Origin of the sequence: Pseudomonas fuscovaginae SE-1, assembly GCF_000364705.1 — a bacterium.
GTDB lineage: Bacteria > Pseudomonadota > Gammaproteobacteria > Pseudomonadales > Pseudomonadaceae > Aquipseudomonas > Aquipseudomonas fuscovaginae_A.
Genome location: NZ_AQOH01000335.1, coordinates 21,453 through 31,920 on the forward strand (window position 1 = coordinate 21,453; position 10,468 = coordinate 31,920).

11 protein-coding genes and 1 pseudogene are annotated in these 10,468 nt (G+C 63.8%); 5 read left to right on the forward strand and 7 right to left on the reverse strand.

Annotated features, from left to right (window positions below; all coding sequences use genetic code 11):
* The first annotated feature begins 9 nt into the window (after nucleotides 1-9).
* From K675_RS0126700 to K675_RS31450, 3 genes and pseudogenes are all read left to right on the forward strand, one after another.
* The gene (locus K675_RS0126700; RefSeq protein ID WP_017906530.1) at nucleotides 10-405 is read left to right on the forward strand and encodes a RidA family protein; all 396 of its coding nucleotides are present in this window, start codon (nucleotides 10-12) and stop codon (nucleotides 403-405) included.
* A 103-nt stretch (nucleotides 406-508) separates the two neighbouring features.
* The gene (gene ppnN / locus K675_RS0126705) at nucleotides 509-1,882 is read left to right on the forward strand and encodes a nucleotide 5'-monophosphate nucleosidase PpnN (protein ID WP_017906531.1); all 1,374 of its coding nucleotides are present in this window, start codon (nucleotides 509-511) and stop codon (nucleotides 1,880-1,882) included.
* A gap of 180 nt (nucleotides 1,883-2,062) precedes the next feature.
* Nucleotides 2,063-2,206 (forward strand): annotated as a pseudogene (locus K675_RS31450) (type II toxin-antitoxin system HicA family toxin); the annotation flags it as partial.
* 57 nt (nucleotides 2,207-2,263) lie between these two features.
* Here the strand turns inward: K675_RS31450 and tam are convergent.
* On the reverse strand, nucleotides 2,264-3,028 hold the full coding sequence (gene tam, locus K675_RS0126715; RefSeq protein ID WP_017906533.1) for a trans-aconitate 2-methyltransferase: 765 nt from the start codon (nucleotides 3,026-3,028) through the stop codon (nucleotides 2,264-2,266).
* 103 nt (nucleotides 3,029-3,131) lie between these two features.
* On the opposite strand from tam, the gene K675_RS0126720 reads away from it, so the two are divergent.
* Nucleotides 3,132-4,040 (forward strand): LysR family transcriptional regulator, encoded by a 909-nt coding sequence (locus K675_RS0126720; protein WP_017906534.1) that lies wholly within the window; start codon nucleotides 3,132-3,134, stop codon nucleotides 4,038-4,040.
* An 89-nt stretch (nucleotides 4,041-4,129) separates the two neighbouring features.
* Here K675_RS0126720 and K675_RS0126725 read toward each other — a convergent pair whose 3' ends face one another.
* The gene (locus K675_RS0126725) at nucleotides 4,130-5,407 is read right to left on the reverse strand and encodes a serine/threonine transporter (protein WP_017906535.1); all 1,278 of its coding nucleotides are present in this window, start codon (nucleotides 5,405-5,407) and stop codon (nucleotides 4,130-4,132) included.
* 490 nt (nucleotides 5,408-5,897) lie between these two features.
* Between K675_RS0126725 and K675_RS0126730 the strand changes: the two genes are divergently transcribed.
* Entirely contained in the window at nucleotides 5,898-6,443 is a 546-nt protein-coding gene (locus tag K675_RS0126730; protein ID WP_020481083.1) for a DUF4946 domain-containing protein, read from the forward strand.
* Between the two features lie 221 nt (nucleotides 6,444-6,664).
* Here K675_RS0126730 and K675_RS0126735 read toward each other — a convergent pair whose 3' ends face one another.
* The 5 genes from K675_RS0126735 to K675_RS33785 form a co-directional block, all read right to left on the reverse strand.
* Complete coding sequence (locus K675_RS0126735) at nucleotides 6,665-7,624, reverse strand: quinone oxidoreductase family protein (RefSeq protein WP_017906537.1); 960 nt, start codon at nucleotides 7,622-7,624, stop codon at nucleotides 6,665-6,667.
* A 33-nt stretch (nucleotides 7,625-7,657) separates the two neighbouring features.
* Nucleotides 7,658-7,831, reverse strand: coding sequence for a DUF1427 family protein (locus tag K675_RS32595; protein WP_017906538.1), 174 nt, complete (start codon nucleotides 7,829-7,831; stop codon nucleotides 7,658-7,660).
* A 104-nt stretch (nucleotides 7,832-7,935) separates the two neighbouring features.
* A complete protein-coding gene (locus K675_RS0126745; protein ID WP_017906539.1) occupies nucleotides 7,936-8,703 on the reverse strand; it encodes an AraC family transcriptional regulator in 768 nt (255 codons plus the stop codon).
* Between the two features lie 2 nt (nucleotides 8,704-8,705).
* Nucleotides 8,706-10,064, reverse strand: a complete 1,359-nt coding sequence (gorA, locus tag K675_RS0126750; RefSeq protein WP_017906540.1) for a glutathione-disulfide reductase — start codon at nucleotides 10,062-10,064, stop codon at nucleotides 8,706-8,708.
* Between the two features lie 198 nt (nucleotides 10,065-10,262).
* A partial coding sequence (locus tag K675_RS33785) for a hypothetical protein (protein ID WP_232434479.1) occupies nucleotides 10,263-10,468 on the reverse strand: 206 nt, incomplete at its 5' end.

The window sequence follows — 10,468 nt, forward strand, 5'->3', positions numbered from 1 at the left end:
CACCGCCCCATGGCAGACCGCGAAATCATCGTTCCCGCGTCCATGCAGACCCTCGTCGATCGCGCCGGCCATGCGCCCGCCGTCAAGGTCGGAACGACGCTGTATTGCGCCGGACAGGTCGGTCGGACCGCGGCACTGGAAGTGATCGAGGAGCCCGAGGCCCAGTTTTCCGCCTGCCGGGAAAACCTCCGGCTGGTGCTGGCGGCCGGCGGCCGCAGCTTTGACGAGGTGGTCGACATGACCACCTGTCATGTCAATATGAGCCAACACATGGCAGTCTTTCGGGAGGTCAAGAATCGTGTTTTTCCGCGTGGGCACTGTGCCTGGACGTCGATCGGCGTCTCGGAACTGGCGCACCCCGGCCTGCTGGTGGAGATCAAATGCGTGGCGGTACAGCGCACGTGAACCTCTCCCGTCTCATCCCTGGCGTCCGACATTGGTCGACGCCGGCCTTTCTGACGCTACCGGTGCATCAACCTCCGGCCGCGTTGCTTTAATGGAATAGAGAATGACCCAACGATCCGTAATCAATGCCTCGGTCAGCCCCAAGGGCAGCCTTGAAACCCTTTCCCAGCGTGAAGTGCAGCAACTGAGCGAAGCCGGCTCCGGCAGCATCTACACGCTCTTTCGCCAGTGCGCCCTGGCCATCCTCAACACCGGCGCTCATGTCGACAATGCCAAGACCATCCTCGAAGCCTACAAGGACTTCGAGATCCGTATTCACCAGCAGGATCGCGGCGTACGCCTGGAACTGCTCAATGCCCCGGCGGACGCCTTCGTCGACGGCGAGATGATCGCCAGCACCCGGGAAATGCTCTTCAGCGCCCTGCGCGACATCGTCTACACCGAAAACGAACTGGGCAGCCAGCGCATCGACCTGGACAGCTCCCAGGGCATCACCGACTACGTTTTCCACCTGCTGCGCAACGCGCGCACCCTGCGCCCGGGCCTGGAACCGAAGATGGTGGTGTGCTGGGGCGGCCACTCGATCAGCAGCGAGGAATACCAGTACACCAAGAAGGTCGGCCACGAGCTGGGCCTGCGCAGCCTGGACATCTGCACCGGCTGCGGCCCGGGCGTGATGAAGGGGCCGATGAAGGGCGCGACCATCTCCCACGCCAAGCAACGCATCACCACCGGCCGCTACCTGGGCCTGACCGAGCCGGGCATCATCGCCGCCGAGGCGCCGAACCCGATCGTCAACGAACTGGTGATCATGCCCGACATCGAGAAACGCCTGGAGGCCTTCGTGCGGGTCGGCCACGGCATCATCATCTTCCCGGGCGGGGCCGGTACGGCGGAGGAATTCCTCTACCTGCTGGGCATCCTGATGCACCCGGACAACCGCGACCTGCCCTTCCCGGTGATCCTCACCGGCCCGCGCAGCGCCGAGGCCTACCTGCAACAACTGCATGCCTTCGTCGGCGCGACGCTGGGTGAAGAGGCACACAAGCACTACCAGATCATCATCGACAACCCGGCGCAGGTCGCCCGGGAAATGGCCCAGGGCCTCAAGGCGGTCAAGCAGTTCCGCCGCGAGCGCAACGACGCCTTCCACTTCAACTGGCTGCTGAAGATCGACGAAGGCTTCCAGCACCCGTTCGACCCGACCCACGCCAACATGTCCAGCCTCAAGCTGCACCGCAACCAACCCCCCCACGAACTGGCGGCCAACCTGCGCCGGGCGTTCTCCGGCATCGTCGCCGGCAACGTCAAGGACAAGGGCATCCGCCTGATCGAAGAACATGGCCCGTACGAGATTCACGGTGATGCCGAGGTCATGCAGCCGCTGGACAAACTGCTCCAGGCCTTCGTGGCCCAGCACCGGATGAAGCTGCCGGGTGGCGCGGCCTACGAGCCTTGCTACCGGGTGGTCAGCTGACGCCCTCTCCCCGTGATCCGATTGCCAGTGCCTACCCAACAGGCACTGGCAATACATTTCTCCATACCTCGCAGGAAACCTCAATTACTCTACGGCAGTGATTGAAGGCCCAGAGAAAAGCTCTCATTCTTGCCCCCTCTACATTTCAGCAACTATGTTTAGTTGCACCAAGGAGGGTTGGTGTCGAGAAACGAAAAGCTGCTCACCCGACTGCTCAATCCCTGTACCACCTTTACCTGGCCAGAGCTGGTCAGGTTGCTGGGGCATCTCGGCTACAGGCAAGTTGAAGGCTCGGCGAGCAGAGCCAAGTTCGACAATAATGACCTGACCCGCCAGGCGCTCAGCGAGTACCTGCAGCGTCGCGCCTGACCCTATCGCCGATCAGCGACTGGCCACCACGAACAACCGCGGGAACGGCAGCAGCACACTGCCATCGGGCAGCGCCGGATAGGCTTCACTGATCGCCGCCAGGTAGCGCTCCAGGTAGGCGGCCTTTTCTGCCTCGTCCAGCGGTGCCAGGTAGGGGCGCAATGCAGAACCCTTGAACCACTCCACGACGGCCGCATGGCCGCCCGCCAGCGGATGATGGTAGGTGGTGCGCCAGACATCCACACAGGCGCAGTGCGGCTTCAGCAATTCGTAGTAGAACGACGCATCATGCCGCGGTGGATGCCGTACCGCGCCAATCTTCGCGGCCCAGGGGCCCTGCGCCGCCACCTCCCGCGCCAGCCGATGGGAAGGCTCCTGCATGTTGTCAGGGGTCTGCACCGCCAGGCTGCCGCCGCTGGCCAGTCGACTCACCAGGCGCGGATACAGGCTGGCGTGATCCGGCAGCCATTGCAGCGAGGCGTTGGCGAGAATCACGTCGAACGTCCGGTCCGGATTCCACGTGGCAATATCGGCCAGTTCGAAACTCAAGCCCGGCAGGCGCGACCGGGCGCTGGCGAGCATGTCGTCGGAACTGTCCATGCCGGTGACCCGGGCCTGGGGAAAGCGCTCGGCCAGCACCTCGGTGGAATTGCCGGGCCCGCATCCCAGATCGACCGCCACCTTTACGTCGTGGGTCGCAATCGCCGCCACCAGATCACGTACCGGGCGGGTGCGTTCGGCTTCGAAGGTTGAATACTGCTTGGCTGACCAGGTCATCGCGCTTGCTCTTTGTGTTCAGGAAATGCGCACAGCGTAGGTTTTGCAAAGCATGATGACAAATGCCAATAATGACACACTGCCATACCTTCAAGGTATTCCAATGCTCGAACTGCGTCGTTTACAAGCGTTTGTCGCTATCGCCGAAGAAGGCCACATCACCCGGGCGGCCGAACGCCTGCACATGCAACAGCCACCCCTGACCCGGCTGTTGCAGAAACTCGAAGCCGATCTGGGGGTGACGTTGATGGAACGCCTGCCCCGGGGCGTGCGCCCGACCACTGCCGGCCTGGCGTTGCTGGAAGAAGCCCGGAACCTGCTGGCCCGCGCCGAGACTGTACCCGAGGTGGTCCGCCGCGCAGCCCGTGGCGAACAGGGCCGTCTGGGTGTCGGTTTCACCAGTTCGGCCGCGCTGCATCCGTTCGTGCCTGGAGTGCTGCGGGACTTTCGCGAAGCCTTTGGCGGTGTCTCGGTCGTGCTGGAGGAAGCCGGTACCGGCGAGTTGATCGACGCGCTGGTGCATGAACGCCTGGATGCGGCGTTCGTGCGCTCGCCCCTGAGCGGTACACCCACCTTGCAGGCCGAACCGATCCTGACCGAACCCATGCTGCTGGCGCTGCCGATGGACCACCCGCTGGCGCGGGACACCCGCAGGGCCCTGCCACTATCGGCCCTCGCCGCTGAAGCTTTCGTGCTGTATCGCCGTCGAGTCGGGCAGGGGCTGTACGACGCCATTCTCGTGGCCTGCCAGGAGGCGGGCTTCAGCCCCCGGGTGATCCAGGAAGCGCCGCGCATGGCCGCGACCCTGAGCCTGGTCGCCGCAGGGCTGGGCCTCTCCATCGTCCCCGCCTCGATGCAGCGCCTGCGCGGCGATGGCATTGCCTACCGGCCCCTGGCCGAATGCCCGGGGCTGATCGCGCCACTGCACCTGGCGACGCGGGTGGGCGACAGCTCGTCAGTGCTGCGCCAGTTTCGCCAGCGGGTGGTCAATGCCGCCGCGAGGGAGCACTGATCGGGTGCCATGGGCAGCCGTTCGCGGTGGTGCGACGCCTCGGCGAGTGCGCCCCCACATCCGGTGCCCGAGGTTGCCTGGTGTACCGATCAGGACGCCAGCGAGTAGATCAGCGCCGAAATCGATACCAGGCCCACCAGCGTGACGAACACGTTGGACAACTTGCCCGAGTACTGGCGCATCGACGGCACGCGACGGATCGCATACATCGGCATCAGGAACAGCAGCGCGGCGATGATCGGCCCACCCAGGGTCTCGATCATGCCGAGGATGCTCGGGTTCAACGTCGCCACCAGCCAGCAGACCACCAGCATGAAGGCCGCGGTCATGCGATCCAGCGTCTTGGCGGCCGGCTTGCGACCGCTCTTGATGATCAGGCCCTTGAGGCCTTCACTGGCACCGATGTAGTGGCCCAGGAACGACTTGGCAATCGCCACGAAGGCAATCAGCGGCGCGGCAAAGGCGATGGTCGGGTTGCTGAAGTGGTTGGCCAGGTACGACAGGATCGACAGGTTCTGCGCCTTGGCGTCGGCCAGTTGGGCCGGCGACAGGGTCAGTACGCAACTGAACACGAAGAACAGCACCATCACCACCATCAGCAGATGGGCACGGCACAGGATCTGGCTGCTGCGCTCCTCGGCGTGAACCCCATAACGACGCTTCTGGTCAACCGCGAAGGCCGAGATGATCGGCGAGTGATTGAACGAGAACACCATCACCGGAATCGCCAGCCACAGCGTGTGCAGCAGCGCCGAAGGCTCCGGCAGGCTGCTGGCGGTGGAAAGGATGCCACCGTTCCAGTGCGGAATCAGGTACACCGCCAGGAACGCCAGGGCGACGATGAACGGGTAGACCAGCATGCTCATGGCCTTGACGATCAGTTGTTCACCGCAACGCACCACTGCCAGCAGACCGAGGATCAGCGCCAGGGACAGGATCGCCCGCGGCGGCGGCGCGATGTGCAACTGGTGCTCGAGGAAGCTGCCCACGGTGTTGGTCAGGGCAACGCTGTAGATCAGCAGGATCGGGAAGATCGCAAAGAAGTACAGTAAGGTGATCAGCGCACCGGCGGTCAGGCCGAAATGCTCTTCGACCACTTCGGTGATGTCCGCGCCATCGCGCCCGGAGAGCACGAAACGGGTCAGGCCACGGTGCGCGTAGAACGTCATCGGGAAAGCCAGCAGCGCCAGGATCAGCAGCGGCCAGAAGCCGCCCAGCCCCGCGTTGATCGGCAGGAACAGGGTTCCGGCGCCGATTGCCGTGCCGAACAGACCCAGCATCCAGGTAGTGTCGTGGCGGCTCCAGCTGCTCAGTGCAGCGGGAGCCGATTCATAGCGTTCGTCGACGCTGTTGGCCTGGTCATTCATCCGGTCGAGTCTCCGTTAGCCGGTCATTACCACGCGACCGGAGCGGAAAAACAGCTTATTGGCAGCGCCCCGGCCATAAGAGGGTCGCGATTGTCCGGGATAACGCTTGAGAAGCAAAGGGTTAGCTGAGCAACGGTTACCTGTGTCGGGGTTTTCGGGGGCGTCTGCGCGGTGGCCTGACGGCCTGTCGGCCCTGGCTGCGACCTGTCGTCACAGCAGCAGAAAGACGTACTTTCCCTGAAGTTGGCCGCAAGAACCTGCCCAATGCCCCAAGGACCCGGTCCCTCTCCTCCAAGCTGCCCGCGAACTGTGATCAAGTTGCTGATTCGACAGGAAAAGTGGAAATTCCGATGCATGCGATCGTCATCGTTTCCTTGCCGGCTGTCCGAGGGCCCCCTGCCGGCCCTGAGCGCGCAGAAGAATCGGCTATCGCGCGCAACTATTGATACACTGTAACAATCATCTTCATTCTCCCTTGCCAGTGCCCTCCATGACCCCAGTGCAACGCCGTGCCTGTTTCACCGCCCTGCTCCTGCTGCTTGGCGGCTCGTCCGCCCTCGCGGACGACCTGATGATCACCTGGCCCGGCGACTGGGAAGTGCAGACCTTGCCGCCCGCACAGAATGCTGCTGGCGAGGTGATCAGCGGCCTGCGCCAGCGCGCGGTGAAGAACGACGCCAATGGCGACCCGCTGATGGTCATGGAACTGACCCAGTCGGCGCTCGCCCCCGGGCATCAGGTCAACCTGCCCGGCGTGCTGCTGGAAATGCGCAAGGCGGTACAGAAGAACTTCGTCGAGCGTGGCTTCATGAGCGTCTGCAACCGCATCCACGACAGCACCCTGGGCGGCCTGCCGGCGGTGGAAACCACCTGCACCATCACCCAGAACGGCGGCCACGTGATGACCCAGACCCTGGTGGCTGCGGCACGCGAGGGCAAGGCCTACTCCCTGCTGTATGCCGGCTCCGCGGACGGCTACAAGGCCCAGGAGCCAGTGGTCAACGGCATCCGCGCCAGCCTGCACCTGGAACCCTGAGGCCGGGCCCCAGCCCGCCAGGAACCCGTGGGTGAGCATCGCGGCATCTGCGTCGTGGGACACCACGGTCGTAGCTCAACCCACCCCATTTGCCGCCCTTGCGAAGACTCGATCGTTCCCACGCTCCGCGTGGAAATGCCTCTCCGGAAGCTCGGCGTCCGCGCTTGTGACGCAAAGCGTCACGGGCTGCATTCCCACGCAGAGCGTGGGAACGATCCGCCTCAGGGCAGCAGAATCACCTTCTCGCTGCTGCCCTGGTTGACCTCGGCATACCGCGCCGGCCCATCGACCAGCGGAGATTCGCGCAAGCCCGAGGGCAACTCCAACAGCCCCTCATCAAAGAAGCGTCCGAACTGATCGAGCATCCGCGCGCATGCCACGGTGCCGTAAAGCAGCGAGTTGATGCCAACCACCGAGCCCCCCTTGCGATACAGGGCCAACGCCGGCAATTGCACATGGCCGTCGACCGGCGCGGCGATGATTGCGATGCGGCCAAACGTTGCCAGGGCTCCCACCGCCGCAGGCAACCAGAACCCCGTGGTATCGAAAACCACCTCGGCACCGCCAGGGAATACGCCATTGACCGAGGCCGCCAGATTCTCCGGCTTGTCCAACACGATGGCATCGAAGCCGCGGGCCCGCAGCGCCTCGGCCTGCTCCGGTCGACGGACCGCCGCCAGCACCTGCGCCCCGCGAATCTTCGCCAGGGCGACGGCCGCACTGCCGACCGCGCCGTTGGCACCGATCACCAGCAGCCGGGTCCCGGCCGTCACCAGGCTGCGCTCCAGGGCATCCCAGGCGGTGGTGTACGGCACCCCAAGGCTGGCCGCCTGGGCAAAGCTCAAATGCGCCGGCTTGAGCGCCACCCCCTCAGCCGGCAGGGTCAGGTACTGCGCATGGGAACCGTCACCGGTGAAGCCCAGCTCCTTGCCGGTGCCCCAGACTTCCTGGCCGAGCAGCGCCTGCGGGCCCTCGACCACCACCCCGGCGAAGTCACGCCCGGGCACCCGTGGCAAGGTGGTGTAGGAGAAACGACCCAGTACGTTCTTCACATCGCTGGGGTTCAGGCCAGCAGCCTTGATCTGTACCAGCACCTCACCGGCGGCCGGCACGGGCATTGGCAGGTCGACCCATTGCAGAGCGCCAAGATCACCGGTTTTCGAGAATTGCAGAGCTTTCATGGAATGCATATCCAGACAGGGAACGGAAGGGATTCAGGACAACCAGCCAGCCACCAGTTGCTTGCCCAACGGCCAGGCCTTCTCGCCCAACTGCATGCCGAGCAGGCCGACCAAGGCCACGGCGGGAGGCGCCGGGGAACGGAAATCGAGCCCGCCGTACAGCAGACCGACAGCAAGACCGATAACGAGAGAAATCAGGTAGCTCATGATGAAATCCAGGCTCCGAAAGGGAATGCCTGCAGTCTATGGCCGACAAACATGGGCTGTCGGTCAAAGGCTTCTGGATATCGGTCAAGCGTGGGAGAAGTGCTTCAGTCCACCGGGTAATGCGAGGGCGAGATGCCCAGGGCACGGCGGAACATGTCACTGAAACTGCTGGGGGAATATCCCAGAGAGCGGGCGATGCGACTGACCGGCACACCCTGGATCAACTCGGCCACGGCGGTCGCCAACTGCACCTGGCGCCGCCATTCGGCAAAGCCCATGCCCAGCTCCGCCTGGAACAGCCGCGCCAGGGTGCGCACGCTGGCGCCGGCCGTCTCGGCGTGCTGGTCGAAGGAAATCGCCAGCGACGGCGCGCTCATCACCGCCTGGCACACCGTCAGCAGGCGCCGGTCGCTGCCGGACGGCAGGGCGATTTTCAGCATCGAGCGCCGCGCCCGACGCAACTCCAGCAGCGCCAGGCCAGCCATCGCCTCATAGTATTCACCCTGGGCCTCATCGGCCTGCGCCACCAGACCAATGATCAGCTCGCGCAGCAGGCCGCCAACCTCGATCACCTGCACCGTGCTCTCCAGCGTCGCGGCCAGGGCCGGACGCAGGTAGATGTTGCGCATCTGCAGGTCCGACACCACCCGGATACCGTGGGAGACCCCCGGTGGCAGCCAGACCGCCCGCTGTGGCGGCACCGCCAGGGCCTCGTGAGGCGTCTCGACCCACATCACCCCGGACATCGCATACAGCAACTGTCCCCAGACGTGCTCGTGAGGCTCGATGAACAGGCCCCGCGGGTAGGTCCGGGCCAGCGGCTGCACCGGCCGGTTGGTGTCGCTCAGGTCGGGTGGCGCGGCCAGGGCCATGATCAGCCCGCGACAGGCGTACGCAGGGTGACGAACTCCTCGGCCGCCGTCGGATGCACGCCGATGGTTTCGTCGAAATCACGCTTGGTCGCCCCGGCCTTCAGCGCAATGCCCAGGCCCTGAATGATCTCTCCGGCGTCCGGCCCGACCATGTGGCAACCCAGCACCTTGTCGGTACGGGCATCCACCACCAGCTTCATCAGGGTCTTTTCCTGGCAGTCGGTCAGGGTCAGCTTCATCGGCCGGAAGCGGCTTTCGAAGATCGTCACCTCATGGCCCTGCTCCCGCGCCTGTTCCTCGGTCAGGCCGACGGTACCGATGTTCGGCTGGCTGAACACCGCCGTGGGGATCTGGTTGTAGTCGACCGGGCGATACTGCTCGGGCTTGAACAGGCGACGGGCCACGGCCATGCCTTCGGCCAGGGCCACCGGCGTCAGTTGCACACGCCCGATCACATCGCCCAGGGCGAGGATCGACGGCTCGGCGGTCTGGTACAGCTCATCGACCTGGATGAAACCGTTCCTGTCCAGCTTCACCCCGGTGTTTTCCAGACCCAGGTTGTCCAGCATCGGGCGACGCCCGGTGGCGTAGAAAATACAGTCGGCGACCAGTTCGCGACCGTCCTTGAGGGTGGCCTTGAGGCTGCCATCGGCCTGCTTGTCGATACGCTCGATATCGCTGTTGAACTGCAGCGTGAGGCCCTGCTTGGTCAGCTCCTCGGCCAGGTGTTTGCGCACCGAACCGTCGAAGCCACGCAGGAACAGGTCGCCGCGATACAGCAACTGGGTCTCGGCGCCCAGGCCGTTGAAAATGCCGGCGAACTCGACGGCGATGTAGCCACCGCCGACCACCAGGATGCGCTTGGGCAGTTCCTTGAGGAAAAACGCCTCGTTGGAACTGATGGCGTGTTCATGCCCTGGAATGTCGGGAATCTGTGGCCAGCCGCCCGTCGCGATCAGGATATGCCGGGCGCTGTAGCGCTGGCCGTTGACCTCGACCTGATGCGGATCGACCAGCTTGCCATGACCTTCGAGCAGCGTGACGCCGCTGTTGACCAACAGGTTGCGATAGATGCCGTTGAGGCGATTGATCTCCTTGTCCTTGTTGGCGATCAGGGTCGCCCAGTCGAAGCTCGCTTCGCCCAGCGACCAGCCAAAGCCCTTGGCCTGCTCGAAATCCTCGGCGAAGTGCGATCCGTAGACCAGCAGCTTCTTGGGCACGCAACCGACGTTGACGCAGGTGCCTCCCAGGTAGCGGCTTTCGACCACCGCCACCTTGGCCCCGAAACCGGCGGCGAACCGCGCCGCACGCACACCGCCGGAACCGGCGCCAATCACAAACAGATCAAAATCGTAGGCCATTTCTATCTCCTCGGCAGGCACACAGCATAACTGCTGTGGCCTTCTGGGTCAGCGTCAGGAGTATATGGGGGCACAGATAACGGGAGTAAAGGGCAGCTTAGGCTCACCGCCACCACCCGACGTGCGGATCCGAGCCGGCTCGATGAAGCCACATCTGACTATGGCTCAACACGAGGGACGATTGGTTTCACAATATATTTAAACTGAACAATAACCAACAAAATCAGAAAAGCCGTATAAAAAGCAAGTATTAAAAAAAGACAAGCTCAGTGAAAGATCAAAGAAGACAACCTGAATCACAGCAGCCACCAATGGTGCAACGGCAATACCAACCGAAACACTGAAAACACTCATACAGGCAATTGAATACTGAAGGGCCATTTGAGCCCCCCCCCCCAAAAAAA

Excerpts from the sequence above, each read along its gene's own strand:
- tam (WP_017906533.1), bottom strand. The coding sequence starts at position 3,028 with ATGACCTGGTCAGCCAAGCAGTATTCAACCTTCGAAGCCGAACGCACC.
- K675_RS0126700 (WP_017906530.1), top strand. The coding sequence starts at position 10 with ATGGCAGACCGCGAAATCATCGTTCCCGCGTCCATGCAGACCCTCGTC.
- ppnN (WP_017906531.1), top strand. The coding sequence starts at position 509 with ATGACCCAACGATCCGTAATCAATGCCTCGGTCAGCCCCAAGGGCAGC.
- K675_RS0126725 (WP_017906535.1), bottom strand. The coding sequence starts at position 5,407 with ATGAATGACCAGGCCAACAGCGTCGACGAACGCTATGAATCGGCTCCC.
- gorA (WP_017906540.1), bottom strand. The coding sequence starts at position 10,064 with ATGGCCTACGATTTTGATCTGTTTGTGATTGGCGCCGGTTCCGGCGGT.
- K675_RS0126745 (WP_017906539.1), bottom strand. The coding sequence starts at position 8,703 with ATGGCCCTGGCCGCGCCACCCGACCTGAGCGACACCAACCGGCCGGTG.
- K675_RS32595 (WP_017906538.1), bottom strand. The coding sequence starts at position 7,831 with ATGAGCTACCTGATTTCTCTCGTTATCGGTCTTGCTGTCGGTCTGCTG.
- K675_RS0126735 (WP_017906537.1), bottom strand. The coding sequence starts at position 7,624 with ATGAAAGCTCTGCAATTCTCGAAAACCGGTGATCTTGGCGCTCTGCAA.
- K675_RS0126730 (WP_020481083.1), top strand. The coding sequence starts at position 5,898 with ATGACCCCAGTGCAACGCCGTGCCTGTTTCACCGCCCTGCTCCTGCTG.
- K675_RS0126720 (WP_017906534.1), top strand. The coding sequence starts at position 3,132 with ATGCTCGAACTGCGTCGTTTACAAGCGTTTGTCGCTATCGCCGAAGAA.